At 73.3% G+C, this 26,169-nt stretch carries 24 protein-coding genes; 14 read left to right on the plus strand and 10 right to left on the minus strand.

From position 1 onward, the window contains the following. Nucleotides 1-218: 218 nt before the first annotated feature. Both ACFZAX_RS19415 and ACFZAX_RS19420 read right to left on the minus strand, forming a co-directional pair. Nucleotides 219-614: a Rid family hydrolase gene (locus ACFZAX_RS19415; RefSeq protein ID WP_390962934.1), complete on the minus strand. Its 396-nt coding sequence runs from the start codon at nt 612-614 to the stop codon at nt 219-221. Nucleotides 615-789: 175 nt separating this feature from the next. Next, a complete protein-coding gene (locus ACFZAX_RS19420; RefSeq protein WP_390962936.1) occupies nt 790-4,269 on the minus strand; it encodes a BTAD domain-containing putative transcriptional regulator in 3,480 nt (1,159 codons plus the stop codon). A gap of 278 nt (nt 4,270-4,547) precedes the next feature. On the opposite strand from ACFZAX_RS19420, the gene ACFZAX_RS19425 reads away from it, so the two are divergent. Both ACFZAX_RS19425 and ACFZAX_RS19430 read left to right on the plus strand, forming a co-directional pair. Beyond that, nucleotides 4,548-4,976, plus strand: coding sequence for a hypothetical protein (locus ACFZAX_RS19425; protein ID WP_390962938.1), 429 nt, complete (start codon nt 4,548-4,550; stop codon nt 4,974-4,976). Between the two features lie 35 nt (nt 4,977-5,011). Next, nucleotides 5,012-5,836, plus strand: coding sequence for a site-2 protease family protein (locus ACFZAX_RS19430; RefSeq protein ID WP_390962940.1), 825 nt, complete (start codon nt 5,012-5,014; stop codon nt 5,834-5,836). Between the two features lie 35 nt (nt 5,837-5,871). Here ACFZAX_RS19430 and ACFZAX_RS19435 read toward each other — a convergent pair whose 3' ends face one another. Both ACFZAX_RS19435 and npdG read right to left on the minus strand, forming a co-directional pair. Continuing rightward, complete coding sequence (locus ACFZAX_RS19435; protein ID WP_390962942.1) at nt 5,872-6,045, minus strand: hypothetical protein; 174 nt, start codon at nt 6,043-6,045, stop codon at nt 5,872-5,874. 112 nt (nt 6,046-6,157) lie between these two features. Next, nucleotides 6,158-6,868 carry an NADPH-dependent F420 reductase gene (gene npdG / locus ACFZAX_RS19440; protein WP_390962944.1) on the minus strand — a complete coding sequence of 237 codons (711 nt, stop codon included), beginning with the start codon at nt 6,866-6,868 and terminating at the stop codon, nt 6,158-6,160. A 164-nt stretch (nt 6,869-7,032) separates the two neighbouring features. Here npdG and ACFZAX_RS19445 point away from each other — a divergent pair, with 164 nt between their 5' ends. Together ACFZAX_RS19445 and ACFZAX_RS19450 are read left to right on the plus strand one after the other, a co-directional pair. Continuing rightward, complete coding sequence (locus ACFZAX_RS19445; RefSeq protein ID WP_390962946.1) at nt 7,033-7,635, plus strand: hypothetical protein; 603 nt, start codon at nt 7,033-7,035, stop codon at nt 7,633-7,635. A gap of 173 nt (nt 7,636-7,808) precedes the next feature. Further along, the gene (locus ACFZAX_RS19450) at nt 7,809-9,149 is read left to right on the plus strand and encodes an MFS transporter (protein WP_390962948.1); all 1,341 of its coding nucleotides are present in this window, start codon (nt 7,809-7,811) and stop codon (nt 9,147-9,149) included. Between the two features lie 23 nt (nt 9,150-9,172). On the opposite strand, the gene ACFZAX_RS19455 is transcribed toward ACFZAX_RS19450, so the two are convergent. Beyond that, nucleotides 9,173-9,397 (minus strand): hypothetical protein, encoded by a 225-nt coding sequence (locus tag ACFZAX_RS19455; protein WP_390962950.1) that lies wholly within the window; start codon nt 9,395-9,397, stop codon nt 9,173-9,175. Between the two features lie 57 nt (nt 9,398-9,454). On the opposite strand from ACFZAX_RS19455, the gene map reads away from it, so the two are divergent. Beyond that, nucleotides 9,455-10,312 (plus strand): type I methionyl aminopeptidase, encoded by an 858-nt coding sequence (gene map, locus ACFZAX_RS19460; protein WP_390962952.1) that lies wholly within the window; start codon nt 9,455-9,457, stop codon nt 10,310-10,312. Between the two features lie 248 nt (nt 10,313-10,560). After that, on the plus strand, nt 10,561-11,238 hold the full coding sequence (locus ACFZAX_RS19465) for a biliverdin-producing heme oxygenase (RefSeq protein ID WP_390962954.1): 678 nt from the start codon (nt 10,561-10,563) through the stop codon (nt 11,236-11,238). A gap of 34 nt (nt 11,239-11,272) precedes the next feature. On the opposite strand, the gene ACFZAX_RS19470 is transcribed toward ACFZAX_RS19465, so the two are convergent. Then, nucleotides 11,273-11,944, minus strand: coding sequence for a PhzF family phenazine biosynthesis protein (locus ACFZAX_RS19470; RefSeq protein ID WP_390962956.1), 672 nt, complete (start codon nt 11,942-11,944; stop codon nt 11,273-11,275). A 227-nt stretch (nt 11,945-12,171) separates the two neighbouring features. Here ACFZAX_RS19470 and ACFZAX_RS19475 point away from each other — a divergent pair, with 227 nt between their 5' ends. Then, on the plus strand, nt 12,172-13,161 hold the full coding sequence (locus tag ACFZAX_RS19475; RefSeq protein ID WP_390962958.1) for a hypothetical protein: 990 nt from the start codon (nt 12,172-12,174) through the stop codon (nt 13,159-13,161). Nucleotides 13,162-13,224: 63 nt separating this feature from the next. On the opposite strand, the gene ACFZAX_RS19480 is transcribed toward ACFZAX_RS19475, so the two are convergent. After that, a complete protein-coding gene (locus ACFZAX_RS19480) occupies nt 13,225-13,968 on the minus strand; it encodes a bifunctional DNA primase/polymerase (protein WP_390962960.1) in 744 nt (247 codons plus the stop codon). 326 nt (nt 13,969-14,294) lie between these two features. Here ACFZAX_RS19480 and ddaH point away from each other — a divergent pair, with 326 nt between their 5' ends. Beyond that, the gene (ddaH, locus tag ACFZAX_RS19485) at nt 14,295-15,113 is read left to right on the plus strand and encodes a dimethylargininase (RefSeq protein WP_390962962.1); all 819 of its coding nucleotides are present in this window, start codon (nt 14,295-14,297) and stop codon (nt 15,111-15,113) included. A gap of 33 nt (nt 15,114-15,146) precedes the next feature. Here ddaH and ACFZAX_RS19490 read toward each other — a convergent pair whose 3' ends face one another. Beyond that, nucleotides 15,147-16,142, minus strand: a complete 996-nt coding sequence (locus tag ACFZAX_RS19490) for a small ribosomal subunit Rsm22 family protein (RefSeq protein ID WP_390962964.1) — start codon at nt 16,140-16,142, stop codon at nt 15,147-15,149. A 174-nt stretch (nt 16,143-16,316) separates the two neighbouring features. On the opposite strand from ACFZAX_RS19490, the gene ACFZAX_RS19495 reads away from it, so the two are divergent. Next, complete coding sequence (locus tag ACFZAX_RS19495; protein ID WP_390962966.1) at nt 16,317-17,672, plus strand: hypothetical protein; 1,356 nt, start codon at nt 16,317-16,319, stop codon at nt 17,670-17,672. Between the two features lie 104 nt (nt 17,673-17,776). On the opposite strand, the gene ACFZAX_RS19500 is transcribed toward ACFZAX_RS19495, so the two are convergent. Next, a complete protein-coding gene (locus tag ACFZAX_RS19500) occupies nt 17,777-19,159 on the minus strand; it encodes a Bcr/CflA family efflux MFS transporter (protein WP_390962968.1) in 1,383 nt (460 codons plus the stop codon). A gap of 82 nt (nt 19,160-19,241) precedes the next feature. On the opposite strand from ACFZAX_RS19500, the gene ACFZAX_RS19505 reads away from it, so the two are divergent. Beyond that, nucleotides 19,242-20,264 carry a Gfo/Idh/MocA family oxidoreductase gene (locus tag ACFZAX_RS19505; protein WP_390962971.1) on the plus strand — a complete coding sequence of 341 codons (1,023 nt, stop codon included), beginning with the start codon at nt 19,242-19,244 and terminating at the stop codon, nt 20,262-20,264. A gap of 21 nt (nt 20,265-20,285) precedes the next feature. Here ACFZAX_RS19505 and ACFZAX_RS19510 read toward each other — a convergent pair whose 3' ends face one another. Beyond that, a complete protein-coding gene (locus ACFZAX_RS19510; RefSeq protein ID WP_390962973.1) occupies nt 20,286-21,953 on the minus strand; it encodes an alkaline phosphatase D family protein in 1,668 nt (555 codons plus the stop codon). Between the two features lie 261 nt (nt 21,954-22,214). Here ACFZAX_RS19510 and ACFZAX_RS19515 point away from each other — a divergent pair, with 261 nt between their 5' ends. The 4 genes from ACFZAX_RS19515 (at nt 22,215) to ACFZAX_RS19530 (ending at nt 26,113) form a co-directional block, all read left to right on the plus strand. Beyond that, complete coding sequence (locus ACFZAX_RS19515; protein ID WP_390962975.1) at nt 22,215-22,865, plus strand: CatB-related O-acetyltransferase; 651 nt, start codon at nt 22,215-22,217, stop codon at nt 22,863-22,865. A gap of 41 nt (nt 22,866-22,906) precedes the next feature. Further along, on the plus strand, nt 22,907-24,091 hold the full coding sequence (locus ACFZAX_RS19520) for a macrolide family glycosyltransferase (RefSeq protein ID WP_390962977.1): 1,185 nt from the start codon (nt 22,907-22,909) through the stop codon (nt 24,089-24,091). A gap of 126 nt (nt 24,092-24,217) precedes the next feature. After that, nucleotides 24,218-25,072 carry a PhzF family phenazine biosynthesis isomerase gene (locus tag ACFZAX_RS19525; RefSeq protein WP_390962979.1) on the plus strand — a complete coding sequence of 285 codons (855 nt, stop codon included), beginning with the start codon at nt 24,218-24,220 and terminating at the stop codon, nt 25,070-25,072. Between the two features lie 174 nt (nt 25,073-25,246). Further along, on the plus strand, nt 25,247-26,113 hold the full coding sequence (locus ACFZAX_RS19530; protein ID WP_390963038.1) for a glycosyltransferase family 2 protein: 867 nt from the start codon (nt 25,247-25,249) through the stop codon (nt 26,111-26,113). Nucleotides 26,114-26,169 lie beyond the last annotated feature (56 nt).

Genomic DNA, 26,169 nt, shown 5'->3' on the forward strand with positions numbered 1-26,169 from the left:
CCGTGCCGGCGCCGCTCGCCGGCGCCAGGTGCCGCAAGGCCCCCTGACGGCGGGGGGCGGCGGGTGGCGCCGTCCGCCCCCGGCCGGGCGGACGGCGAGACGCGCGGGCCCGTCCGCGGCTCCGTGCACGGTGGGCCGGGCTCCGAGCCCGGCCGGCGCGTCCCGTCATCGCGCTGCCGCGCGCGAACAGGCTCCCGCCGGAAGAGCGGCGGAACGGCTCAGCCCACCGCGACGGCCTCGATCTCGATGAGCATGTCGGGGTCGGACAGGGCACTGACCTCGGCCAGGAGGCTGGCTGGACGGCAGCGGACTGCGGCGAGTTCGTCCATGAGGACCGTGTAGTGGGCCTTGCAGTCGGCCAGGTCGGTGGTGACGACGCGGATCTGCACGACATCCGCCATCGTCATTCCCCCTTCGGCGACGGTCTGCCCGAGCCGTTGCAGGGCAAGCCTCATCTGCCCGGCCATGTCCCCTTTGCAGGCGATGGTGCCGTCGTCGCCGCGGGCCTCGTGCCCGGAGACGAAGAGCCAGCTCCGGGGGGACTCGACCCGCACCGCACGGTTGTACATCAACCGCTCGCCCACCATGCGTGGACCGATCTCGTGAACGCCCATCTCTCCCGCCCTTCCGCTCGGATCGCGGGAACAGGCAACCACCCGGGCCACGGCGCCTTCCGGACCCACCCGGAACGGGCGTGTCGCCGCGCGGGCGCGCCGCCGCCCCTGACGCGCGGGCACCGGAGGACCGTCGACGCCGTACACCGGTCCACCAGGAATGCCGGAAGGCGCTTCAGCCGTTGTGCGCGGCCGCCAGGGCGGTGGCCTCTTCCAGCGAGAGGTCAGCGCCCTCGGCGTATGCCGCCTCGAACGCGGCGTCACCGATCGCCGCGCGCGCCGCTTCCTCGGCGCGGACGAGGTTCTGCCGCTCCACCGTGGTGGGCACGTGCTTGCGGGAAAGGTGGGCGGCCTGCGCGCCGAGCAACCGGGCGGCGTCCCGGCCGCGTTCCTCCCCGCCGAGCCCGGCCAGCGCCCAGGCGGCCGACACCAGGTGGATGGGGGTCATCTGGGGGGCGACCATCTGCGACAGCCGGTGGTTCGCCCGTTCCACCGCCTTGAGCGCGGTGTCCAGGGCATCCGCGTACAGCCCCTCCTCGTTGTCCAGCCACGCCACCACACCCGCGACGAAGCCCTCGAAGATGGCCAGTGTCTGCGAGTGGAACTCGGCCGACAGCAGCTCCATCTGGGCACGAGCCTCGGCGAACCGTCCGGTGCGGCCGAGGAGCATGCCCAGGTGCATCCGGGCGAAGGGCGTGGCCTCGTGCCCGGAGTTCGTCCGGTCCATGCCGATGACCTCGCGGAAGATGGCTTCCCCCTCCGCTTCCCGCCCGGTCTCCGCGAGGACGTTCGCGTACCGGGTGCGCAACACGGCCACCTGCGACTGCGCGCCGAGCTGTCCGGCGTACTCCATGGCGGCGAGGTAGTCCTCGGCGGCCGCCCGGTACTCGCCCGACTGCTCGTTGGCCTCGCCGCGTGAGGCGAGGGCCTCGGCGGACCCCCAGGCGTCCTGCAGCCGGTTGAAGATCTCCAGACTCTCGTCCGCGTCGACCCGGGCCGCCTGGGTCGTTTCGGGCCGGTTGGCGAGGAGGTTGGCCCGTGTCTGGAGCGCCGCGCCCAGCTCCCACTCGTAGCCGTACTCACGGCAGGCGCGCACGGTCTCGTCCATCACGCCGTACAGCTCCTCCCGCTCGCCGGTGATGATGACGGCGAAGATCCAGAGCGATCCGGGCGAGCGGCAGGTCTGCGGCTGGCCGGGGGTGTAGGTGCGGGCGATGATCCGGAGCCGCTCCATGCTCTCCTCGGTCATCCACAGGTCCATCTCGTGGTCCATGTTGGCGATCTGGATGAGCCGTACCCCGCGCCGCGCCTCCATGAGCTGGTCGGGGTCCATGGGCGGCGGCCGGTCCGTGCACCGCTCGTACAACGAGGGCGCGGGCGTACCCGGTGGGGCGAACGGGTCGGGGCCCAGCGCCGCCGTGGCGTCGGCCCACTGGCGGGCGTCGTCGCGCAGATCGCGCAGCATCCAGTACCAGCCCATGGACATGACGATGCAGAGGCACTCGTGCTCGTCCTCCAGGGCCACCGCGTGGCGGAAGGCGGTACGCACGTTCTCGTACTCGCGCCGGAACAGTTCCAGGGTGGCCGGCTGTCCGGCGCCGCGCAGCCGGGGGCCTTCGGTACGCACCAGCTCGCGGTAGTACACGAGGTGGGACCGGTCGACGGCGGTGCGTTCGCCCGCCTCGTCCAGGCGCTCGGAGGCGTACTCCCCCACGGTCTCCAGCAGCCGGTAGCGCATCTCGCCGTCGCCCGCCTCCTCGGCGACGACGAGGGACTTGTCGACGAGTGAGCCGAGGAGGACGGCGACGTCGCGGAAGCCGACCTCTTCCTCACGTCCCGCCCCGCCGGTACCGCCCGCGCGCAGCGAGCAGACGGCCTCGGCGGCGGAGAGGGAGCAGCCGCCGGCGAAGACCGACATCCGGCGCAGTACGGCGCGTTCGGCGGTGTCCAGCAGGTCCCAGGACCAGTCGACGACGGCGCGCAGGGTCTGCTGGCGCGGCAGCAGGGTGCGGCTGCCGCTGGAGAGCAGCCGGAAGCGGTCGTCGAGCCGGTCGGCGATCTGCCGGGGGCTGAGCATCCGCAGCCGTGCGGCGGCGAGTTCGATGGCGAGAGGCAGTCCGTCGAGGCGGCGGCAGATCTCGGCGCTGGCCGCCGCCGTCGACGGGTCCGCGTCGCTCCGGAAGCCGGGCCGGGCGGCGTGGCCGCGCTCCTCGAAGAGCCGGAGCGCCGTGGGGTCCGGCAGCGGTTCCACCGGGCGGACGAACTCGCCCGGTACGCCCAGGGGTTCGCGGCTCGTCGCGAGGACGGTGACGTCGGGGCAGCGGGCGAGGAGGTGGTCGGCGAGCGCGGCGGCGGCGCCGACGACGTGCTCGCAGTTGTCGAGCAGCAGGAGCATCCGGCGGCGCGCGCAGTGTTCGGTAAGGCGTACGAGGGGGCTGGCGGTGCCTCCCTCGGCGACGCGCATCTCCTCGGCACCGGCGCCGCGCAGCACGGTCTCCCGGGCGTCGAGCGCGGAGAGCACCGCTTCGGGCACGGCCTCGGGGTCGTCCACGGGGGCGAGTTCGGCCATCCACACGCCGTCCGGCCAGTTGTCGGCGACGGTCTCGGCGGCCTCCTGGGAGAGCCGGGTCTTGCCCGCGCCGCCGGGGCCGAGGAGCGTCACCAGCCGGGACCGGTCGAGGTCCTCGCGCAGCGCGGCGATGTCCGCCTCGCGGCCGACGAAACTGGTGAGCCGGGCCCGGAGGTTGCCGGACGGCACGCGGAGGGGCGGCAGGGTCACCGGGGCGGCCGGCCGGGTGGACGGGGTGCGGACCTCCGGGACGCCGCTCGCGGGCGTCCGAGTGTCGGGGCCGAGCGGACGGGCCGGGACCGCAGGGCGGTCGCCGGCATGCCCGGGGCGGGCGGCCTCCGCCATCGGGCGGACCGGCGGGGCACTGCCGTGGTGCAGCAACTCCGTGTGCAGTGCGCGTAGTTCGGCGCCCGGGTCGGTGCCGAGCCGGCCGGCGAGCAGGGCGCGCACCTCCTCGTACGCGGCGAGGGCCTGCGCGGTGCGGCCCGCGTGGTGCAGGGCGCGGATGCGCAGCGCCTGGAGCGGTTCGTCGAGCGGGTGGTCGGCGCAGAGCGCGACCAGTTCGGGCAGCGCCTCCTCGGCACGGCCGAGCGCGAGGTGGGCGCCGCCCCGGGCGCGGCGGGCCGCGAGCCGCCGGGCCTCCCAGCGGGCGGCGACGGCGGTGCGGTCGGGCAGATCGGCGAGGGCGGGGCCGCGCCACAGGGCGAGGGCGGCGTCGAGCGCGTCGAGGGCCTTCGCGCCGTCACCGGCCTCCAGCGCCCGGCTCCCCTCCCCCGCCAGCCGCTCGAACCGGTGCAGGTCGACCGCGTCGGGTCCGGCGGCGAGCCGGTAGCCGTTCTCGACGGAGTCGATGGCGTCCCGGCCGAGCGCCCGCCGCAGCCTGCCCACGAGCGCCTGGACCGCGCCCGGCGCGTCGGCGGGCGGCTCGCCGTCCCAGACCTCGTCCACGATCACCGCCACCGGGACCGCCCGGCCGGGACTCAGGGCGAGCACGGTGAGCAGGGCACGCAGCCGCGCCCCGCCGAGGGCGACGGCCGTGCCGTCGCCGCGAAATACTTGGGTCGTACCGAGGATGCAGTAGCGCACGGGGCCATTCTCCGTGAAGGGGATCGGGACTCGCACAGCCACCCGATATATTCCGATAGCTCGCGTGCCGTCGGATGGCCGTGTGCGCACCCGCCGTCACGCCGCGGAGTCGCCCGTGCCCGCACCAAGCCCTCATGCCTGGCCGAAGAGCGCCCCTCCCCTTCTGCGCCGGTTTCTCCACGCGCGCGACAAATCGAGGCTCTCGCGCACGGGCGGGACTGCCGGCCGTCCCGCCGCGGAGGCGTCCCACGAGGGGATCGTCGTACGGGGGAGGCGTCGTGGCCACGACCGTTCCGGTGCTCACCGACACAGGCCCGGGCGCTCCTGAGCAGGCGATCGGCAACGTCGTCGGGGACTGGACCGAGTCGGAGGAGCGGGACAGCGGCGGGGATGTCCGGAGACCGGAGAATGAGCAAGCGCACAGGGACATGCGCGGGCGTCGAGCATACGGAGTCGCCTCGGCCGTCGTTCTGCCGGTGGCGGGAACGACTCCTTGGTCCGGTGACCGGTTCAGCACGGGCAACGGTGATCCCGGGGTGATCCGGGGCGAGTTGGACGACCGGTACCTCCCGACGAGCGCCGCGGAGACCGTACGCGAGGAGAACCTGGACGTTCCGCACCCCGTCCCGCTCGCGCTCGCCCGCGAGTTGGGCCGCGCGGACGACGCCGGGCTCCCGGCGTCGTCCACCATGCCCGAGCGGGCGTAGAGGATGACCGGCGGTCCCCGCACTACTCTCGTCGCATGACCACTGCGATCAGCCGCCACGACCGGCGCATCAGCCCGATCTTCCTCGGGATCGTCGCCGTCACGGCCGTCGCCGGCGTGGCCGTGTGGACGGGGTTCGCCGAGCAGACCGGGTTCGCGGTCTTCCTGTTCGTCACGGGTGGCTGGATCGTGTCGCTCTGTCTCCACGAGTACGCGCACGCCCGCACGGCGCTGCACAGCGGGGACATCTCGATCGCCGAGAAGGGCTATCTGACGCTCAACCCGCTGAAGTACACGCACGCGCTGCTCAGCATCGTGCTGCCGGTGCTCTTCGTGATCATGGGAGGCATCGGGCTGCCCGGCGGGGCGGTCTACATCGAGCGGGGCCGTATCCGAGGGCGGTGGAAGCACAGCCTGATCTCTGCCGCGGGGCCGCTGACGAACGTCCTGTTCGCCGTCGTCTGCACGGCGCCGTTCTGGCTGGGCGGCCTCGACGGGGTGCCGATGGTGTTCCGGTTCGCGCTGGCGTTCCTGGCGCTGCTTCAGGTCACGGCGGCGATCCTCAACTTCGTACCGGTGCCGGGGCTGGACGGGTACGGAGTGATCGAGCCCTGGCTGTCGTACAAGGTCCGGCGCCAGGTGGAGCCGTTCGCACCGTTCGGCCTGATCGCGGTGTTCGGGCTGCTGTGGGTGCCTGAGGTGAACGCCGTGTTCTTCGACGCCGTGGACGCGCTGCTGCGGGGGCTCGGGGTCAGCGACTTCGAGACGTACTGCGGGCTGGACACCTACCGCTTCTGGCAGGCGTTCTCCGATCAGCAGGACCCCGGCTGCGAGGCGCTGTCGGCGGCGCTGTCCGGGTAGGGCCCCAGCGCCTTGCCGCCCGCGCGGCCCGGCGGTCAGCCGCCGGTGGTCGCGCGGTGGCGGCGCACGTAGTAGAGGGCCATGTTGGAGGAGAGCCCCGCCACCAGCACCCAGAGAATGCCGAGCAGGCTGCCCTGGACGAAGGAGACCACCGCGGCGACGACGGCGAGGACGCAGACGACGAGCGGGTAGAGGGCGATGCGGGGCATGGGGGCGGCTCCTGTCCGGGGTGGTGCGTGGTCCCGTCCAGTGTCCCTCATGCCCCGTTCCGTTCCGCCGCGGGTGGGGGCGTCCCGCCGGTCTCCCGCAACGATGCACGGATCACACGTCGGTGGCGCGCAGTCCCGCGTGTGCCTTGTACCGGCGGTTGACCGAGATCAGGTTGGCGACCAGCGACTCGACCTGGTGGGCGTTGCGCAGCCGTCCGGCGAAGACGCCGCGCATGCCCGCGATGCGGCCGGCGAGGGCCTGCACGATGTCGGTGTCGGCGCGGGTCTCGCCCAGCACCATCACGTCGGTGTCGATCTCGTCGATGCCGGGGTCCTGGAGGAGCACCGCCGAGAGGTGGTGGAAGGCCGCGGTGACGCGGGAGTCGGGCAGCAGGGCGGCGGCCTGTTCGGCGGCACTGCCCTCCTCCGGCTTGAGGGCGTAGGCGCCCTTCTTGTCGAAGCCGAGCGGGTTGACGCAGTCGACGACGAGCTTGCCCGCGAGCTCCGCGCGCAGCGACTCCAGCGTCTTGGCGTGGCCCTCCCACGGCACGGCGACGATCACGATGTCGCTGCGGAGCGCGCAGGCGGCGTTGTCCGTGCCCTCGACGCCGAGGCCGAGTTCGGCGGCGGCTTCGGCGGCGCGGGCGGCGTCGCGGGAGCCGATGGTCACGCGCTGCCCGGCACGGGCGAGGCGGTAGGCGAGTCCGCGGCCCTGCGGCCCGGTGCCGCCGAGCACGCCGACGGTGAGTCCGGAGACGTCGGGCAGGTCCCAGGGGTCCTTGGCGGGCGCCTTGGGCGCACCGGCACTGTCGTGGGTAGTCATGGCCCCGACACTACTGCGGAGTACCGGCTCTCCGGCGGCACACCCCGGCCCGTGCGCGAACGTCCGGCACGTGTTCCGCACGCGGCCCGGTACGCGGTCCCGTACGGGTGCACCTTCCGTGTCCGGCTGCGGAACGCCCGCGGGCTGCTGCATGATGCCGGGCCATGGATGCCGTGCGCGTGGCGCTGTTGCGTGAGGTGCTCGACGGGACCGAGTGGCCGGGCGCGGCCCGCCGGTTCGCCGGGGCACTTCGTTCGTCCGTCGTCCCGCAGGGCGGCGGACTGCTGCTGGTCGGGACCGAGACGTACGAGCCCTGGCACCTGGCGGCGCACCTGGTCGACGAGGCGACGTGGTCGGGGCTGCCGGAGCTGACACCCACGCTGGTACGCCACCGGGTGCGGCCGGCCGATCCGGCACATCTGGCGGTCGGGCTGGGCCGGATCGAGGCGGCCGGGCGGGGGGAGACGCTGCTGCTGGTGGCGCCCGAGCGGCCGGACGGCGGGCTGATGGAGCGGGTGTGGGACGCCCGGCGCTCGGGGGCGACCGTGCTCACGCTGGGCGGTGGCGATCCCGAGGTGCGGGGGCTCGGCCACGAGGCTCTGGTGGTGACCGAGGAGGACGACGTGGACCTGGACACCGTGCAGCATCTGGTGAGCGCGGCGGCCGGGGAGACCGGGCGGCCGTCGGCGCACGGGCGGCGCTCGTTCCGGGACCGGCTCTCGCGGCTCGCCGACCGGCTCACGGCGCCGCCACCGGCGCGGTGGTAGCGGCGCGGTGGTAGCGGCGCGCCCGCGCACCGTCGGCCCGCCGGTGAGCCGCCCGGCCACCCGCCGCGGCGGCGCCGGACCTCCGCTGCCCGGACGTCTTCGCTGGTAGGGCCGGTACCAGGGCCCGAGGAGGGGTTGCGCCGGACCCCCGGAGGGCCGGACCATGATCTCTCGTGAACGACCCGCGCCCGCGCCGCGCTTCCCGTACCCTTCGCTCCCTCTTCCCCGACCTCGCCCCCTGGCACGCGTCCGCCGACTTCCGGCTGCTCTGGGGCCAGGGGCTGATCACGTACTTCGGCAGTTTCATGGCGCTGATCGCGCTGCCCCTCCAGATCAAGGAGCTGACCGGGTCACCGCTGGCGGTCGGGGCGATGGGCGCGGTCGAGCTCGTGCCGCTGGTCGTCTTCGGGCTGTACGGCGGGGCGCTCGCGGATGCCGTGGACCGCCGCAAGGTCATCCTCGGCACGGAGGCCGGACTCGGTGTGCTGGCCATGATCCTGCTGGTCAACGCCTTGTTGCCCCATCCGCTGCTCTGGCCGCTGTACGTCGTGGCCGGGGGCGTCTCGGCGCTCGCCGGGCTCCAGCGGCCCGCGCTCGACTCACTGCTGGCGCGGATCGTGCCGCACGAGCACCTGCCGGCCGCCGCCGCGCTGAACGCCCTGCGCTGGCAGGCGGGCGCGATCGCGGGGCCGGCCCTGGCGGGCCTGGTCGTCGCCTACGCCGGGCACGCCACCGCGTACGCGGTCACCGTCGTCACGTTCACCGTCTCCGTCGTCCTCTGCCTGCGGCTCACCCCCGCACCGCCCGCCCGCGACGCCCAGAAGCCGTCGCTGCGCGGGATCGCGGAGGGCGCGGCGTACGCGTGGAGCCGACCGGTGCTGCTGGGGACGTACGCGATCGACCTGGCGGCGATGTTCTTCGCCTTCCCGAACGCGGTCTTCCCGTTCCTCGCGGACGACCTCGACGCCCCCTGGTCTCTGGGGCTGATGTACGCCGCCGGGTCGGTGGGCTCGCTGGCGCTGGGGCTGACCAGCGGCTGGACCTCCCGGGTGCGGCGGCACGGGCTCTTCGTGGTGTTCGGGGCCGGTGCCTGGGGGCTGGCCATCGCGGGCGCGGGGCTCTTCGACAGCGTCTGGCCGGTGCTGGTCTGCCTGGCCGTCGCGGGCGCGGGCGACATGCTGAGCGGACTCGGCCGCTCCGCCATCTGGAACCAGACCATCCCGGAGGAGCTGCGGGGCCGGCTGGCCGGCATCGAGGTGCTCTCCTACAGCGTCGGGCCGCAGCTCGGCCAGGTCCGGGCCGGTGCGATGGCGGGCTGGACCGGCACGCGCTCCGCGGTCTGGACGGGCGGCGTCGCCTGCGTCGCCTCGGTGGCCCTGCTGACGGCGGCGCTCCCGAAGCTGCTCCGCTACGACTCCGCCACCGACGAGGACGCCGTGCGCCGCCGGGACGCCGCGACGGCCGCCCCGGCGGACCCGGACGCGCCCGCCGCGCCGGGGGTGCCGGCGTTCTGAACCCGGGGGTCGCCGCCCCGGGTTCAGGAGGCCGGGGGCCGGTTGCGGTCGTGCCACTTGGGGTCGGTGTCCCACTCCAGGTTCCGCTCCTGCGCGGTGTCCATGGCATGCTGCGCCGCCTCGCGCGAGGCGTACGGGCCGATGCGGTCCTTCGCCGGGCACTCGGGGCCTTCCTCGACCTTTTTGTGCTCCAGGCAGTAGTACCACTCGCCCGGTTTGCCGACCGTGCGCTTCTTGAACAGGGCCATCGGGACTCCTTTCCTCTGTGCCAGCTTGCCCCAGGGGCGCTGGTTAGACTCGCTGACATGTCTGGTCAGTCGCTGCTCGCACCCGGGGAGATCTCTCCCGTCCGTTCCGTACCCGGAAATATCCGGCGCCCCGAGTACGTGGGCAAGCCGGGTCCGAAGCCGTACACCGGCCCGGAGATCCAGGACTCCGACACGGTCGAGCGGATGCGTGTCGCGGGCCGGATCGCAGCGCAGGCGATGGAGGAGGCCGCCAAGCACATCGCGCCCGGCGTCACCACCGACGAACTCGACCGGGTGGCGCACGACTTCATGGTCGACCACGGCGCGTACCCGTCGACGCTCGGCTACCGCGGCTTCCCCAAGTCCCTGTGCACGTCGGTCAACGAGGTCATCTGCCACGGCATCCCCGACACGACGGTGCTGCGCGACGGCGACATCGTGAACCTCGACGTGACGGCGTACCTCAACGGTGTGCACGGCGACAACAACGCCACCTACCTCTGCGGCGACGTGGACGAGGAGTCGCGGCTGCTGGTGGAGCGCACCCGGGAATCGCTGAACCGGGCCATCAAGGCGGTCCGCCCCGGCCGCCGGATCAACGTGATCGGCCGGGTCATCGAGTCGTACGCCAAGCGGTTCGGCTACGGCGTGGTGCGGGACTTCACCGGCCACGGCATCAACACCTCGTTCCACTCCGGCCTGATCGTGCCGCACTACGACAGCCCGCACGCCACCACCGTGATGAAGCCGGGGATGACGTTCACCATCGAGCCGATGCTGACCCTGGGCACCCACGAGTACGACATGTGGGACGACGGCTGGACCGTGCTGACCAAGGACCGCAAGCGGACCGCCCAGTTCGAGCACACCCTGGTGGTGACGGAGACCGGAGCGGACATCCTCACCCTGCCGTAGGGCGGGGGAGCATCCCGGGAAACGGGCGCGCCCGGTGGTACGGGACCGGTGACTCCGGTTCCGCACCGCCGGGCGCACCCGTTTCCCGGGCACGGAGTGTTTACCGACAGCGCGTCGGCAACCTATTGACTTAGGTAAACCTAAGTACGAGGATCGGGGGGTGATCGACGCGGCGCGAGCCCTCGCGTCGGTGCCACACGTCTTCGCCCTGCCCGGTTTTCCGCCCTCTCGGCCCCCGGAGGCCCTCCTTGGACACGTCCGCCGGCACCGTCGCCCCCGCCACCCCCTTCTCCACGGTCATCCGCACCGCGTCGCACGAGCAGCACACGGAGGCGGAGGCCTCGACCTTCATGGGCGACCTGCTGGGCGGAGGCCTGGGCGTGGCCGCGTACACCCGCTACACCGAACAACTCTGGTTCGTGTACCGCGCCCTGGAGGAGGGCGCCGAGCGGTTGCGGCACGACCCGGTCGCGGGGCCCTTCATACAGGCGCCGCTGATGCGGCTCACCGAACTGGAGCGCGACCTCGCGCACCTGCGGGGCCCGGAGTGGCGCGAGGGCCTGGAGCCGCTGCCCGCCACCGCGGCGTACGCCGAGCGGGTCGCCGCGTGCGCCCGCGACTGGCCCGCCGGTTACATAGCGCACCACTACACCCGCTACCTCGGCGACCTGTCCGGCGGGCAGATCATCCGGGACCGGGCCGAGAGGACCTGGGGGTTCACCCACAAGGGCGACGGGGTGCGGTTCTACGTCTTCGAGGAGATCACCAACCCGGCCGCCTTCAAGCGGAGTTACCGCGAGCTGCTGGACGCGGTCGACGCCGACGACCTGGAGCGGCAACGCATCGTGGACGAGTGCAAGCGCGCCTTCGCACTGAACACGGCTGTCTTCCGGGAGCTGGGAGAGGCCTTCCCGCTCAGCGCGTGACGGGAGCGGCACAGGAGCGGGCGGCCGTACGTGATCAGCCGCGCACCGCGAGCACGACCCGGCCGCCGATCTCCACCGTGCCGTCCGGCGCGGGCGCGGTGAGGATCTGGGAGCCGCGCCCCTGGGTGATGTTGAGCGCTCGGCCGAGCCGGGCGGTGAGCAGCAGGGCGGCGGCTCCGGTCGCCTCGTCCTCGGCGATACCGTCGTCGCGGCGCGGGAAGGCCCGCGCGCGGACGCGCCCCGCCGCCTCGTCCTCCCAGGCCCAGGCGTACAGCCAGCCCTCCCCCGGCGGGGGCCCGGTCAGCGCTTCGACCTCGGCGGCGGAGCCGTAGCGCACCAGCTCCCTCGGCGGCACCCACTCCGGACGCGCGGTGATCCAGGTGAACTCGCCGTCCTGGCGGGCGAACACGTCGCCCACGTCCAGCTCCAGGATCTCCAGATCGAGCAGCCAGGCGGTGCCGACGAGCGGGTGCCCGGCGAACGGCAGCCGGAGCCCCGGCGTCCGGATGTCCACTCGGCCGCGTTCCGGGTCGTCCACGAAGACCGTCTCGCTGAAGCCGAGTCCGGCGGCGAGCGCCTGGCGCGAGGTGTCGTCCGGGTAGTCGCGCCCGTCCCGTACGACACCGAGGGCGTTCCCGTGCCGGCCGTCGGGGGCGCAGAACACCCGCAGGACGTCGATGCCGTCGGGTACGTCGAATTCACTCATACCGGCATTCAAGCATCCGTTCGGCCCCGGCCGTTCCCGGCCGCGTTCCGGCATCCGGGGGCCGTACGGGTCGGGCGGCCGCGTCGGCGCTACGGTGGCGGGTCACGACGAACGCACCGCGCACCGATCCCCCGCGGATCACGGGACAGCCCTCGCACGCTTCTTCGCCCCGGTAGGGTTCGGACGGTCAGTGCGGACGACGGATCAGAAGGCGCAGAAGGCAACGGATGAGAAGGCTGGGTCGGTCGGCGGCGGGGCTCGCGGTGGCGGCGGTACTGGGCATGACGGCGAGCGGCTGCGTGACGGTGCACGGGGAACTGGAGCAGGTGCCCGCGGCGACGAAGTCCGAGGCGGACCAGGCCCTCAAGGACTTCCTCGCGGCGTACAACAAGGCGGACGCGGCGCTCGATCCCGCTCTGGACGCGGAGCGGGTGACCGGGGCGCTCGGGGCGGTCAACCAGGCGGGGCTGAAGGCCCGGTCCACGTACACCGACAAGGACACCGCGGCGGCGCACGATCCGCTGGAGCTGTCGGACAGGCACTACGTCATACCCAGGAAGGCCGGCTGGCCGCGCTACTTCTTCGCGAACGCCGACTCCAACCGTGACGTGGACAAGGGCGACCAGGACACCCGCTGGCTGCTGGTCTTCGAGCGGACCGGTCCGGACGCGCTGTGGACGGTGCCCTACCTCGGGGTCGTAGCGCCGTCGCAGGTACCGGAGTTCGCTCTGGACGCGGACGGGCTGGCGAAGCCCGCCGAGACCGTGGGTGCCGAACTCGCGGTGAAACCCGAGGACTTGAGCACCTCGTACACCGGCTACCTGTCCACCGGGGCGCCGGACGTGTTCACGGCGGGGGCGACCACCTCGGGCTGGCGGGCCGCACGCGCGGCGACGAAGAAGCCGGGGTTCTCGTTCCAGTACGTCGACCGCCCGCTGGACGGCGCGTTCCGCCCGTTCGGGCTCGCGACGAAGGGCGGCGGGGCGCTGGTCTTCTTCAGCAGCAGGCACTACGAGCGCCAGACGGCCGCCCAGGGGCTGAAGCCCGAAGTGAACCGGGACACCAGGGCGCTGCTCACGGGTGAGGTGCGGAGCACTCTCACCAAGGAGCGCGTCTCCAGCCAGCTGGTGTTCGTGCCGGCGCGGGGCGCCGCCGGGGGCGCGAAGGTGACCGTACTGAACCGGCTGCCGGGACTGGTCTCGGCGACCGGCGAGTAGGACGGCCGACGACGAAGCGGGGCGGCTGACCGCCCCGACCGCACACCGGGCCGGTCCGGCGCCTCAGCGGCCCAGCGGCCAGGCCACCGCGGCCGGGTCCAGGCCGGTCGCCTCGTCGCTGTCCACGTACGCGGCGCAGGCGTCGGTCAGCGCCTCCAGCAGGGTCAGCGGGTCCGGCAGTGGGTGCTCGGGGCCGCGCACCCACTGGACGTCGAGGTCACCGGGGAGACGGGCGGGCGGAAGCAGGACGTAGCTGCCGCGGCAGTGCCAGCGCAGGCCGGGGTGCTCGTCCATGGTCTCGGGGTGCGAGTCCAGCTCGCAGGGCCACCACTCGTCCTCGTCCTCGGGGGTGCCGCGGGTGGCGGTGAAGAAGAGCATCCGGTCGTCGCCGGAGCGGGCGACGGGTCCGACGTCGATCCCGCGTCCGGTCAGCCGCTCCAGGGCGTTGACACCTGCGGAGAGCGGGACGTCCAGCACGTCGTGGACCATTCCGGTGGCGGTGATGAAGTTCGCCAGCGGCTGACCTTCGGCCCAGCGTTCGATCTGCGCGCGGTCGGTGGTCGACTGGGTCTGCCAGGCGAACGAGACGGGGTGACGGGCGGGGGTGGGGCATCCGATGCGTTCGCACGAACATCGGTGTCCGAGCGGGTGGGCGGCGGGCGAGATCGGCATCCCCGCGTCGGCGACGGCCAGGAGCATGCCCAGTCGGGCCGAGCCGTCGGCATCGGTCCGCTGCTTGGGTCGTCGCCGCAGCCACTGGGAAATCTTGCCCTCTGTGCCGCGTGTACGGCCGGAATCGGCGCCCATCTATCCCCTCACCTCAGCGTTACCCGTCCATGGTCCCACCATCCTGCGCTTCGGGTGGCCAGAGTTCATCAGCGGGGCGGGACACCACCGCCCCGAGTGAGGGACATCACGCCAGATAACGGCTTTCGACGGGCATTCTCCCCATCGCGGCGGGGCCGCCGACGCACCGTGCCCCGCCTTTCCGCGCCCCGGCCACCGCGCACGCTCACCCGATCGGAGCACTGCGGACCGGGGCCCGCGCAGCGCACCATGGGCTCACGCGCAGACCGCGCGTTCCGTTCCCCCACCGTGCCCGCGGCCGAGGCCGCCGTTCGTGAGGAGCCCCCGTGCACCGTGACGCCACCCCTCGTCGCTATCTGATGTGCGCCCCGAGACACTTCCGGGTCACCTACTCCATCAACCCGTGGATGGACCCCTCCAAGCCGGTCGATCTGCCACTGGCGCAGACACAGTGGGAGGACCTCCGTGACCGCTACCGCGCCCTCGGTCACACGGTGGAGGAGCTGACGCCGCTGCCCGGTCTGCCGGACATGGTCTTCGCCGCCAACGGCGCCACCGTGATCGACGGGCGGGTGCTCGGCGCGCTCTTCGCCCACCAGGAGCGGCACGGCGAGGCCGAGGCGCACCGGGAGTGGTTCCGGGCGCACGGCTACGACGAGATCCGCGAGCCGGAGCACGTGAACGAGGGCGAAGGCGACTTCGCCGTCACCTCGTCCTTCGTGCTGGCCGGGACGGGGTTCCGGTCCAGCCCGCTCGCGCACGACGAGGCGCAGGAGTTCTTCGGCCGGCCGGTGATCGGCCTGGATCTGGTGGACCCGCGCTACTACCACCTGGACACGGCTCTCTGCGTGCTCGACGAGGCGGCGGACGAGATCATGTACTACCCCGGCGCGTTCTCGCCCGGCAGCCGTGCCGTACTGGCCCGGCTCTTTCCCGGAGCCCTGATCGCCCAGGAGGCGGACGCCGCCGCGTTCGGCCTGAACGCGGTCGGCGACGGTCTGCACGTGCTGCTGCCGCAGGCCGCGACGGGGCTGTTCGACCCGCTGAGGGACCGGGGCTTCGAACCGGTGCCGATGGACCTGAGCGAACTGCTGAAGGGCGGCGGCAGCGTGAAGTGCTGCACCCAGGAGCTGCGGGACCGGTGAGCGTACCGGCTCCGTGAGCGGTGGTCCGGGCGGTCAGTCCTCCTCGGGCGGCGGCCAGGCATCGCCCCAGTCGGTGTCCCGGGCCGCCCGGTACAGCGCGCCGTGGCGTTTGGTGACCGTCTCGCGCCGCAGGGCCTCGTCCCGGGTGCAGAGCTCCAACAGGACCTGCCCCTTGCGGATCTGCGGCCGGCGGGTGACCCGGGCGGCCACCGGCTCGACGGGGAAGCGGGTCGCGACGACGTAGCTGAACTTCTCGTCCTCGTGGCTCAGCGTCCCGCCCTTGACCTGCCGGTGCAGGGAGGAACGGCTGACCCGTGCGGAGAAGTGGCACCAGTCGGTGCCCGGCTCGATGGGGCAGGCGGCGCTGTGCGGGCAGGGCGCCGCCACGGTCAGCCCGGCAGCGATCAGCCGGTCGCGCGCCTCGATCACCCGGGCGTACCCGTCGGGGGTGCCGGGCTCCACGACGACGACGGCCTGCGCGGCACCGGCCGCCGCGTCGACCAGCTCGGTCCTGGCGGCGGGCGTCAGCTCCTTGAGGACGTACGAGACGGTCACCAGGTCCGTAGGGGCCAGTTCCAGCCCCGCGCCGATCCGGGCGCGCTGCCAGCGAGCGGTCCGCAGCCCGGGGGGCCCGCCGGCCTCGGCCAGCTCGCGGCCGAGCGCGAGGGCCGGCTCGGCCCAGTCCAGGACGGTGGTCGCCGGTCCGTCCCACGCTCCGGCGACGGCCCAGCTCGCCGCGCCGGTACCGCCGCCGACGTCGGTGTGGGTGGCCGGCCGCCAGTCGGGGGCGGCCTCGCACAGCGCGTCCAGGGCGGCCCGTACGGCCTCGAAGGTCGCGGGCATCCGGTACGCGGCGTAGGCGACGACGTCCGCCCGGTCCCGCAGCACCGGCGCGTCGGTCGGGGTCGTCCCGCGGTAGCTGGCGATCAGCCGGTCGACGGCCTGGGCCGCCTGCTTGGGAGGCAGTCCGTCGAGCAGACCGGCGAGGGCCGTGCGCAGGGCTTCGGCGGTGGGGAGGGTGACGTTCACCGAGGAATTCTATTCGCGGGGCGCCCCGCCCCGGCCCGGCGAGACCGCCGCCGGAGGCGGGCTGTGCTCCTCCGGTCACGGGTGGGCGACAGGGACGCGTGTAACTCCGCTTGCCCATGTGGCAGTTGCTACGCTGACCGCCGCGAGACCCGCGAAGGCCCGATGGGGGGACCCATGAGACAGAGGATCGTTCGACTGGCTCTGGTCGGCGGGGTGGTCTTCCTGGCGCTCCTGTTGCTGCTGGCGACCTGCGGCGGAGGTCCTGCCGACGAGGACGGCGAGGGCGGCGGGAGCAGCGCGGGCACCACGGCTCCGGCGGCCTCCGCTTCGCCCGCCGTGAAGCCCGTGCCCGGCGCGTCCGGGGCGCGGACCGCGCTCGACGTGCCGCCGCAGTACACGACGGACAGCGGCTGGGAGGTCGTCGGCGCCTCGCCCGACATCGCCTTCTCCTGGCCGACGGGCACCCTGGCCTATCTGGAGCGTTCGGCGGACCACCGCTACCGGGTGCGCACCCTCGACACGGCCACCGGGAAGCTGGGGTGGCGGAGCGAGGCACGCCAGACGCTGGATCCGGAGAGCTACCCCCGGCTGCTGACCGTCTCCCGCGAGGACCGGCAGTTCTTCGTCACCTGGTCGTACGGGACGGCGGGTGACGGACTCGCCCCTTCCGAGACGTTCATCTCACTCGACGTGTACGCGGCGGCCAACGGCGACCGCCACCACGTGGAGCTGCCGTGGAACGGCGCTCCGGCGGTCTCCGCGAGCGGCCCGGACATCGTGATCTCCGACGCCGACGCGAACGTGGCGCTGATCGACCCGGTGACCGGCGGGACGTCGAAGATCGCCGCGTCGGAGCTGAAGTACCCCAAGGGCTGCGCCGACTGCCGGAAGCTGACGGAGGTGGCCGGCCAGACCGCGCGGGGGCTGCTGGTGAGCGGGGCGCGGGAGTTCTGGGTGCCGGGTGGCTGGTACAGCCGGGACGTCGCGCCGAAGGGGGCCGACCCGGCCAGCGGGGTGCCGACGTCGGTGGCGGCGGGTCTGGTGCTGGCGAAGTGGCAGCCGGCGAAGACTTCGAAGCGTGCGGCGACCCACGAGCTGTGGACGGTGCACGACGCGGCGAGCGGCAAGGCTCTGGTGTCGGTCGAATGCCACCGTCCGGCCATACAGCCGGGCCGCTTCCCGCAGGCGGTCGTCCCGCCGTCGGGCGACTACCTGGTCGCCGGGAACCTGGCGTTCGACCTGGTGGCGAAGAAGGGGTACTGCCTGGAGGACGAGGACGGTTCGTCCCATGTGACGCTCGCCTCGGTGACGGACGACGGGCTCGCGTACGGCGCCCGGAACGTGCGGGACGCCGACGAGGCGCTGGCCGGGGGCGGGGTGCCGGTGGTGGTGAACTTCGTCGACGGGTCGGACGAGCCGCTCGCCCGCGACGTACGGCTGCCGGTGGCGGAGACGACCGGGGTGGGGATCTTCCGTACGACGGACCGCGACGACCGGCAGCATCTGATCGGCTACCCGCGCGCCGGCTGACGGCATGCCCGTGCGTACGCCACGACGGGCCCGGACGCACCTCGCGTGCACCGGGCCCGTCGCCGTAGGGCTTCGGGGGGACCAGGCCGTGTCTGAGGCGGGTGCTACAACCCGCCGTCCGTCCGGCCGCGCCGCTCCCAGGGGCGGCACAGCACCAGGAAGCAGGTCATGGCCGCGGCGGCGCAGACGGTCTGGACGAGGGCCATCGGGACGGCCGTGTCCTCCCCCGCGATGCCCACCAGCGGCGAGGCGATCGCGCCGATGAGGAACGACGAGGTGCCGAGCAGCGCGGAGGCGGAGCCAGCCGCGTGCCTGGAGCGCATCAGTGCCTGGGAATTGGTGTTGGGCAGGGCCAGGCTCATCGCGGACATCAGGACGAACAGCGTGCCGGCGATGGGGGCGAGCCCCACCGTGCCGAAGACCCCGCTGGTCATCAGGAGCAGTGCGACGGCCGCGGCCAGGATCACGGCGAGCCCGAAGAGCAGGACCCGGTCGAGGCTGACCCGGCCGACCAGCAGCCGGCCGTTGATCTGGCCGACGACGATCAGGCCGACCGAGTTGAGGCCGAAGAGCAGGCTGAAGGTCTGCGGGGAGGCGCCGTAGATCTCCTGGATGACGAACGGGGAGGCGCTGACGTAGGCGAAGAGGGCCGCGAAGGCGAGGCCGCCGGCGATGGTGTAGCCGATGAAGACCCGGTCGGCGAAGAGGCCCCGCATGGTGCGCAGGGCCTCGGTGACGCCGCCGGTGTGGCGTTCCTCCGGTGGCAGCGTCTCGTGCAGGCTCTTCCACACGACGAGGGTCAGCAGTACGCCGACGACGGTGAGGACGACGAAGACGCCGCGCCAGTCCGTGATCCGCAGCACCTGGCCGCCGATCAGCGGGGCGACGATCGGGGCGACGCCCGAGATCAGCATCAGGGTGGAGAAGAACTTGGCCATCTCGATGCCGTCGTAGAGGTCGCGCACGACGGCCCGGGAGATCACGATGCCGGCCGAGCCCGCGAGGCCCTGGAGGAGGCGGCAGCCGATGAGCATCTCGGCGTTGGGGGCGATGGCGCAGATCGCCGTGGCGACGACGTAGACGACCATGCCGGTCAGGAGCGGTCCGCGGCGGCCCCACCGGTCGCTCATCGGTCCGACGACGAGCTGGCCCAGGGCCATGCCGAGGAGGCAGGCGGTCAGCGTGAGCTGGACGGTGGCGGCCGGGGCGTGCAGCGCGTCGGTGACGTCGGGCAGCGCCGGCAGGTACATGTCCATGGACAGGGCCGGCAGCGCGGTGAGGCCGCCGAGCACCAGGGTCACCAGGAACGCGGTCCGCCGGACGGCTGCCGCCGGGGCGGCCGGGAGGCTGGTGAGACCGGGAAGGGCCGGGCCCTCGGGGCCCGGCGCGGGGTCGGGAACGGCGGGCCCGGTGATCAGTCGACCGGTTCCCGCCGTAGGTATGTGCTCGTGCTCTCGCTGGGCCCGGCTTCCGCCGCTGTCCGGCATGCTTCATCTCCACATCGTTGAAATCCGCATCTATGCTCTCAGCTCAGGCCGAGTGGTCGGAACCCAATATCAAAGGCGGGGCATGAGCGGGACTGTGCGTTGGGGCATATTGGCGACGGGCGGCATAGCCGCGACCTTCACCAAGGATCTGCTGGGACTGCCGGACGCCGAGGTGGTCGCGGTCGCCTCGCGCACCGAGCAGTCGGCCCGCGCCTTCGCCGAGCGCTTCGGGATCGGGCGGGCCTACGGAAGCTGGGCCGAGCTCGTCGCGGACGAGGACGTCGACGTGGTGTACGTCGCAACGCCGCACTCCGCCCACTACGAGGCGACCGCGCTGGCGCTCCGCGCGGGAAAGCACGTGCTCTGCGAGAAGGCGTTCACGCTGGACGCGGGGCAGGCCGGCGAGCTGGTCGAGCTCGCCCGGGAGCGCGGGCTGTTCCTGATGGAGGCCATGTGGACGTACCTCAACCCGGTCGTCCGCCGCATGACGGAGCTGGTGCGCGAGGGCGCGATCGGCGAGATCCGCACCGTCCAGGCCGACTTCGGGTTCGCGGGTGACGTGGGCCCCGGGCACCGGCTGCGCGACCCCGCCCTGGGCGGCGGCGCACTGCTGGACCTGGGCGTCTACCCGGTGTCGTTCGCGCAGCTGCTGCTGGGCGAACCGGACCGGGTCCAGGCGGACGCGCTGCTCTCCCCCGAGGGCACGGACCTGAACACCGGGATGCTGCTGGGCTGGGACTCGGGCGCGACCGCCCTGCTGTCCTGCTCGATCGTGGGCCACCACCCCACGGCGGCGACCGTCATCGGCACCGAGGGCCGGATCGACTTCCCGCACAGCTTCTTCCACCCCGACCACTTCCTCCTGTACCGCGCTAACGCGGCGGACCCGGCGCCGGAAAAGATCGTCACGGGCCCCGGTCCGCAGGGCCTGTCCGGGATGCAGTACGAGGCGGTCGAGGTGATGCGCGCGCTGCGGGCGGGAGAGACCGAGTCCCCGCTGGTGCCGCTGGACGGTTCGCTGGCGGTGATGCGGACGCTCGACGCGGTACGGGACCGCATCGGCGTCCGCTATCCGTCCGACCCCGTCGCGAAGCCGTTCGCCTGACGGGCCGTCACGTGACCCCGCTCAGGCCGGGGTCAGCCCCGGGTTGCCCGCCTCCGTCACGAAGGAACCAGCCGTCGTGACGGGGGCGCCGGGCGTGGTGACGGCGTCGACCGCGCGGAAGTCGGCGCGGGCGTGGTCGCTTTCGAGGGTGACGAGCGCGTAGCCGCGCCGGCCGTCGTAGAACTTCAGGTGCGGGTTGGCCGCCATCTGGTTGCTCCAGTTGGCGGGCTTCACCGAGCCGTTCTGGCCGCTGGTGATCGAGGAGGTGACGATCTCCGTGCCGACGGTGCGGGACGAGGGGTCGTCGAAGTCCTTCTTCAGGTCGAAGCCGTAGGCGACGTGCACGTCGCCGGTGAGGACCAGCAGGTTGTCGACGCCCGCCGACTCGGCGCCGTCCAAGATCCTTTGCCGGGAGGCCGGGTAGCCGTCCCAGGAGTCCATCGAGAACTTGTAGGCGGCGGTGGGCACGTCCTTGCGCTGGGCGAAGGTGACCTGCTGGGGCACGACGTTCCAGGTGGCGCGGGAGGTGCGCCAGCCGTCGACGAGCCACCGCTCCTGGGTGGCGCCGGTCAGCGTGCGCGCGGGGTCCTCGGACTCGGGGCCGGGGACCTTCCAGCCGTCGCCGTACGCCTGGTCGCTGCGGTACTGGCGGGTGTCCAGGACGTCGAACTGCGCGAGGCGTCCGAACCGCAGCCGCCGGTAGAGGCGCATGTCGGGTCCGGTGGGGCGCTGCGGGGTGCGCAGCGGCTGGTTCTCCCAGTACGCGCGGTAGGCGGCGGCCCGGCGGAGCAGGAACTCCTCGGCGGGCACGCTGTTCTCGGGGGTGTCGTCGGCGTAGTTGTTCTCGGTCTCGTGGTCGTCCCAGGTGACGACGAAGGGGTGCGCGGCGTGCGCGGCGCGCAGGTCGGGGTCCGACTTGTAGAGGGCGTACCGCAGCCGGTAGTCCTCCAGGGTCAGCGTCTCCCGGCCGAAGACGTCCGGCAGCACGCGGTCGGTGTAGCCGCGGGCGCCGCCGGTGGCGGTGACGGCGTACTCGTAGAGGTAGTCGCCGAGGTGGAAGACGGCGTCCACGTCCTCGGCCGCGAGGTGGCGGTAGGCGGTGAAGTACCCGTCGTGGTAGGCCTGGCAGGAGACGGCGGCGAGCTTCACCGCACGGTTGCGGGCGTGCGGGTCGGGGGCGGTACGGGTGCGGCCGGTCTCGCTGGTCCAGCCGCCGGCGCGGAAGCGGTAGTAGAAGGTGCGGCCGGGCTCCAGGCCGTGGACCTCGGTGCGGACGCTGTGGGCGAACTCCGGGTGCGCGGTGGCGGTTCCGCGCCGGACGACCCGGCGGAAGCGCTCGTCGTGGGCGAGTTCCCAGCCGACCTGGACGCGGGCGGCGGGCAGTCCGCCGTCAGTCTCGTACGGGCGGGGGGCGAGGCGCGTCCAGAGCAGGAGGGAGTCGGGGAGCGGGTCGCCGGAGGCCACTCCGAGCGTGAACGGGTTCTCGCCGATCCGGCGGGGATCGAGTTCGGCGGCGCTCGCCGTACCGGCGGCGGGCAGGTTCACGGCGAAGGCGAGCGCGGCGGCGGCGCCGGTGGTGGTGAGGAAGCGGCGACGGCCCACGCCCTCGCGGTGGCGGCGGGCCGCCGCACGGAACTCGGCCCGGTGGTCCGGGTGTTCGGCGTCGGTGGTGGTCGGTGCGGGCGTCATGGGTCTCTCCCCTGGCAGGTGGGTGTCGAGGGGCCGGCCCTCGAACCGCCGGGCGCCCCCTGGGCATTGGAGTCCGAACCGGCGTCCGCGACTTGTCGGGTGCACAACATTCGGGTGGCGGGTCGGTGAGCACCGGGTGCGCCGGGGCGGGGGGCGGCGTCCGGGCGCGTGTTTCCGCAGGTGAAAAACGACTGTCCGGGCGGGCGCCTTGCTGTGATCATGGGTGAGGAACCGACGCCGCTTCCGGGAGGACCGCCCGACGTGCCCGTACCCGCCGACCCCACCGTGCTCCATCCGATGCCCGGACAGCCCCGGGTGGTGCAGCTCCGCCCCCTGGTGAAGTCGCCGCTGATCGAGGTCGGGGAGTACACGTACTACGACGACCCGGACGACGCGACCGCGTTCGAGACGCGCAACGTGCTCTACCACTACGGGCCGGAGAAGCTGGTCATCGGGAAGTTCTGCGCGCTCGGCACGGGGGTCCGGTTCCTCATGAACGGCGCCAACCACCGTATGGACGGCCCGTCCACCTTCCCCTTCCCCACCCTCGGCGGCTCCTGGTCCGACCACGTCGACCTGCTGACGGGCCTGCCGCAGCGGGGCGACACCGTCGTCGGCAACGACGTCTGGTTCGGCCACGGCGCCACGGTGCTGCCGGGCGTACGGATCGGGCACGGGGCGATCGTCGGCGCGGGCTCGGTGGTCACCTCGGACGTGCCCGACTACGGCGTCGTCGGCGGCAACCCGGCCCGCCTGCTGCGCACCCGCTTCGGCCGGGAGGACGTCGCCCGGCTGCTGGCGGTGGCCTGGTGGGACTGGCCCGCCGAACACCTCACCTCACACGTCCGGACGGTCATGTCGGGCAGTGTCGCCGAGCTGGAGGCCGCCGCGCCGGACCCGGGCGGCTCATGATGGCGCCCGTCCCACCGCAGACCCGGAAGGTGTGATCCCCGATGCCCCGTCGCCGCGCCCACATCGCGATGGCCGGAATCCCCGCCGTCAGCCATGTGCTGCCCAGCCTGGAGATCATCCGCGAGCTGGTCTCCCGCGGCCACCGGGTGACGTACGCCAACGACCCCGCGGTCGCCGGCCTGATCGCCCCCACCGGCGCGGAGCTCGTGCCCTGCGCCTCCGGGCTGCCGGTCGCCGACAACACGTGGCCCGACGACCCGATCGCCGCCATGGAGCTCTTCCTCGACGACGCCGTGCGGGCCCTTCCGCAGCTGCGCGCCTTCTACGGCGACGACCCCGCCGACCTCTACCTCTACGACATCGGCGCCTACGCGGCGCGGGCGCTCGCGGAGTCCCAGCGGCGGCCTCTGCTGCAGCTCTCCCCGACCCTGGTGGGCTGGGAGGGGTACGCCGAGGAAGTGGCGGCGCAGCTCTGGCAGTTGCCGGGCGCCGACGCCTACCGGGCGAAGTTCGCCGGGTGGCTCGCCGCGTGCGGGGCGACCACCACTGATATGGAGGCCTTCACCGGCCACCCGGCCCGCGCCCTGGCGCTGATCCCCCGGGCGATGCAGCCGCACGCCGACCGGGTGGACACCGACGCCGTGACCTTCGTCGGCACCTGCGTGCCCCCGCGTACGGGCGAGGAGGGGGACGGCTGGACGCGTCCCGCCGGTGCCGGGCGCGTCCTGCTGGTCTCGCTGGGGTCGGCGTACACCCACCGGCCGGAGTTCTACCGCCGGTGCCTGGCGGCCTTCGGCGGCCGGCCCGATCTGCACGTGGTGCTCCAGATCGGGAAGTACACCGACAGGGCCGAGCTGGGCGAGATCCCGCCCCATGTGGAGGTGCACCGCTGGGTGCCGCAGCGGGCGATCCTGGAGCAGGCGGACGCCTTCGTCACCCATGCCGGGATGGGCGGCTGCGGCGAGGGGCTGCTGGCGGGCGTTCCCATGATCGCGGTCCCGCAGGCCGCCGAGCAGTTCATGAACGCCGACCGTCTCGTGGAGCTGGGCGTGGCCCGGCGCATCGACACCGAGGACGCCACCGCCGAGGCCCTGCGGAGCGCGCTGGACGAGCTCCTCGCCGACCCGGAGGTCGCCCGCCGCTCGGCGAGTGTCCGGGCCGAGGCGCGGGCCGAGGGCGGCACGCTGCGGGCCGCCGACCTCGTCGAGGAGCTGCTGGCCGGCTGAGCGCGGGGCGGTGGCGCGAGCGCACGGGAACGCGGGGCGGCCGGGGCGTACGCACACGGCAATGCGGGGCGGCCGGGGCGTACGCGCACGGGAATGCACGGGAGCACGTCCCGGTTGAGCCGTTGCATGAGTACAGAGCACCCCGCCGAGATCCTGCACTACACCGCCTTCTCCACCCGTCCGGAGGGCGGCAACCCGGCCGGGGTCGTCCTGGACGCGTCGGTGCTCGACGACGCCGCGATGCTGGCCGTCGCCGCCGGGCTCGGCTACAGCGAGTCCGCGTTCCTGACGGAGGCGCCCGGGGAGCGGACCTATACGGTCCGCTATTTCAGCCCGAAGGCCGAGGTGCCGTTCTGCGGGCACGCGACGGTGGCCGCCGCGCTGGCGCTGGCGGACCGCGACGGCCCCGGCGACCTGGAGTTCCTGACCCTGGCCGGCCCGGTGCCGGTCACGGTGGAGTCGCGCGAGGGCGCCCTGCGGGCCACGTTGACCAGCGTGGAGCCGCACGTGGCGGAGGTCTCCGCCGCCGATCTGGCGGAGGCCCTGGCGGCGCTCGACTGGCCGGCCGCCGATCTGGACCCCGCGCTGCCGCCCCGTATCGCGTTCGCCGGCGCCCGCCATCTGGTGCTGGCCGCCGGGACCCGCGAGCGACTCGCGGACCTGGGTTACGACTTCTCCCGGCTCGAAGCGCTCATGCGCCGACTGGACCTGACCACCGTCCAGCTGGTCTGGCGGGAGTCCGAGCGGGTCTTCCACGCCCGTGACCCGTTCCCGGTGGGCGGTGTGGTGGAGGACCCCGCGACGGGGGCCGCAGCCGCCGCTTTCGGCGGGTACGCGCGTGAGCTGGGCCTCGTCCCCGACGACGCCGTGCTCACGGTGTACCAGGGCGAGGACATGGGCCGGCCCGGCACCCTCACGGTGGAGCTGCGCCCGGGCGACGCACGCGTACGGGTGAGCGGCGCGGGGACGCGCATCGGCTGACCCGGATCGGTGACCGGCGCCCGGTGAACGCCACTCGGCATCCGTACGACGGTTCGGAGTCGGGCGGCCCAACTCCGGGGCGTACGATCACGGACACCGCAGCCGAGCACGGGAGTACCGATCTTGTCCCCATCCGCAGCCCTCGCACCACGCATCGGTGTCTCCATCGTCACCATGGGTGACCGCCCGCAGGCGGTGGAGGCCCTCCTCGCGTCGGTGGCCATGCAGGACGTCCGGCCCACCCGGCTCGTCGTCATCGGCAACGGCACGAAGCTTCCGGACTTCTCCGCCTTCCCCGGCCTGGAGGACCTGGAGGGCGGGGTGACCCTGATCGAGAACGAGGAGAACCTCGGCTGCCCCGGCGGCCGGAACGTCGGCCTCGCCCGCCTCGCCGAGCTCGGTGACGTGGACGTGGTGATCGAGCTCGACGACGACGGCCTGCTGGTCGAGAAGAACGTGTTCAGCACGGTGCAGAGCCTGTACGCGGCCGACCCCGACCTCGGCATCGTCGGCTTCCGCATCGCCGACGAGCACGGCGAGACGCAGCGTCGGCACATCCCGCGTCTGCGCGCCTCGGACCCGATGCGGCGCGGGCTGGTCACCGCCTTCCTGGGCGGCGCGCACGCCCTCTCCATGAAGATGCTGGCGGGGACGGGCCACTGGCCGGCCGAGTTCTTCTTCACCCACGAGGAGACGGACCTCTCCTGGCGGGCGCTCGACGGCGGCTGGAACATCCTGTACGAGCCCGATCTGCTGCTCCAGCACCCGAAGACCTCCCCGGCCCGGCACGCGGTCTACTACCGGATGACCGCCCGCAACCGGGTCTGGCTGGCCCGCCGCAATCTCCCCGCGCCGCTGATCCCGCTCTACCTGGGGGTGTGGACGCTGCTCACCCTCGCCAGGACCCGGTCCGCGAAGGGGCTGAAGTCCTGGACGGGCGGTTTCGTCGAGGGCCTGCGCACCCCGTGCGGCCCCCGCAACCCGATGCGCTGGCGCACGGTGTGGCGGATGACCCGGCTCGGCCGGCCGCCGCTCGTCTGACCGGCCGCCCGTCACTCCCCCCTTCCGTGGAACCACCGCTTCACCTCTCTTCACCT

The organism is Streptomyces sp. NPDC008125 (assembly GCF_042957125.1).
In the GTDB taxonomy this organism is placed as follows: domain Bacteria; phylum Actinomycetota; class Actinomycetes; order Streptomycetales; family Streptomycetaceae; genus Streptomyces.

Coding starts and splice junctions, on each gene's coding strand:
- ACFZAX_RS19415 (WP_390962934.1), bottom strand. CDS start 614: ATGGGCGTTCACGAGATCGGTCCACGCATGGTGGGCGAGCGGTTGATG.
- ACFZAX_RS19430 (WP_390962940.1), top strand. CDS start 5,012: ATGACCACTGCGATCAGCCGCCACGACCGGCGCATCAGCCCGATCTTC.
- ACFZAX_RS19435 (WP_390962942.1), bottom strand. CDS start 6,045: ATGCCCCGCATCGCCCTCTACCCGCTCGTCGTCTGCGTCCTCGCCGTC.
- npdG (WP_390962944.1), bottom strand. CDS start 6,868: ATGACTACCCACGACAGTGCCGGTGCGCCCAAGGCGCCCGCCAAGGAC.
- ACFZAX_RS19445 (WP_390962946.1), top strand. CDS start 7,033: ATGGATGCCGTGCGCGTGGCGCTGTTGCGTGAGGTGCTCGACGGGACC.
- ACFZAX_RS19455 (WP_390962950.1), bottom strand. CDS start 9,397: ATGGCCCTGTTCAAGAAGCGCACGGTCGGCAAACCGGGCGAGTGGTAC.
- map (WP_390962952.1), top strand. CDS start 9,455: ATGTCTGGTCAGTCGCTGCTCGCACCCGGGGAGATCTCTCCCGTCCGT.
- ACFZAX_RS19470 (WP_390962956.1), bottom strand. CDS start 11,944: ATGAGTGAATTCGACGTACCCGACGGCATCGACGTCCTGCGGGTGTTC.
- ACFZAX_RS19475 (WP_390962958.1), top strand. CDS start 12,172: ATGAGAAGGCTGGGTCGGTCGGCGGCGGGGCTCGCGGTGGCGGCGGTA.
- ACFZAX_RS19480 (WP_390962960.1), bottom strand. CDS start 13,968: ATGGGCGCCGATTCCGGCCGTACACGCGGCACAGAGGGCAAGATTTCC.
- ACFZAX_RS19495 (WP_390962966.1), top strand. CDS start 16,317: ATGAGACAGAGGATCGTTCGACTGGCTCTGGTCGGCGGGGTGGTCTTC.
- ACFZAX_RS19500 (WP_390962968.1), bottom strand. CDS start 19,159: ATGCCGGACAGCGGCGGAAGCCGGGCCCAGCGAGAGCACGAGCACATA.
- ACFZAX_RS19505 (WP_390962971.1), top strand. CDS start 19,242: ATGAGCGGGACTGTGCGTTGGGGCATATTGGCGACGGGCGGCATAGCC.
- ACFZAX_RS19510 (WP_390962973.1), bottom strand. CDS start 21,953: ATGACGCCCGCACCGACCACCACCGACGCCGAACACCCGGACCACCGG.
- ACFZAX_RS19520 (WP_390962977.1), top strand. CDS start 22,907: ATGCCCCGTCGCCGCGCCCACATCGCGATGGCCGGAATCCCCGCCGTC.
- ACFZAX_RS19525 (WP_390962979.1), top strand. CDS start 24,218: ATGAGTACAGAGCACCCCGCCGAGATCCTGCACTACACCGCCTTCTCC.
- ACFZAX_RS19530 (WP_390963038.1), top strand. CDS start 25,247: ATGGGTGACCGCCCGCAGGCGGTGGAGGCCCTCCTCGCGTCGGTGGCC.